Raw genomic sequence first — 651 nt, 5'->3', positions numbered from 1 at the left:
CGCCACCCCCGCGCCCGCCACCGCTACCCCTGGGGCCGGGCAGCACGGTGTGGCTGCAGCGCGAGGGCACGCCCCAGGACGACCTGGCGCTGGGCGCGGCGGTGGAGGCCAGCGGCGACCTCCTCACGCTGTCGCTTCATGACATCGATGACCTGGACAGCCTGCAGCCCACGGATGACCGCGCGAAGCTGGTGCTGACGCGGCGCGCGCCCACGGGTGAGACGCGCTGGCAGAAGGCCTTCGACGTGAGGGCCCCGGAGGCGCCACCGGAGCTGCGCGCGTTCGTCCGGGGCCGCATCGCCGCGGACCCGGCGGGTGGCATCGTCATCGCCGGCACCACGGAGGGCGTGCTGGACCTCCTCGGCCACAAGCTGGGGGACGGCACCTTCGTGGTCCGGATGGACGCGGACGGCAACGTCCTGTGGACGAACACCCCCGCGGGCACCGGCCTCGCGGTGGCGGACCTGGCGGTGGACGCCCAGGGACGGACGCTGGCGGCCTTCAACGCGCCGGGCGGTACGGACTTCGGCAACGGCGTCACCGGCGCTGGCGCGGTGGTGGTGACGTACTCCCACGACGGACTGGCCGAATCCGCCCTGTCCGTGGGTCAGCCCCAGGGGGGCGGGGGCGTGGCGCTCACGGCGCTGGCGG

Annotated in this window: 1 pseudogene; it reads left to right on the top strand. The window is 75.3% G+C overall.

Features of this window, described 5'->3' with window-relative positions:
- A pseudogene (locus tag G4D87_RS38425) lies at positions 1-651 on the top strand (hypothetical protein); the annotation flags it as partial.

This window comes from Myxococcus vastator (genome assembly GCF_010894475.1).
Classification (GTDB): Bacteria; Myxococcota; Myxococcia; order Myxococcales; family Myxococcaceae; genus Myxococcus; species Myxococcus vastator.
Note: the sequence above shows the minus strand (reverse complement) of the source record. Positions and strands in the feature narration are given on the sequence as shown.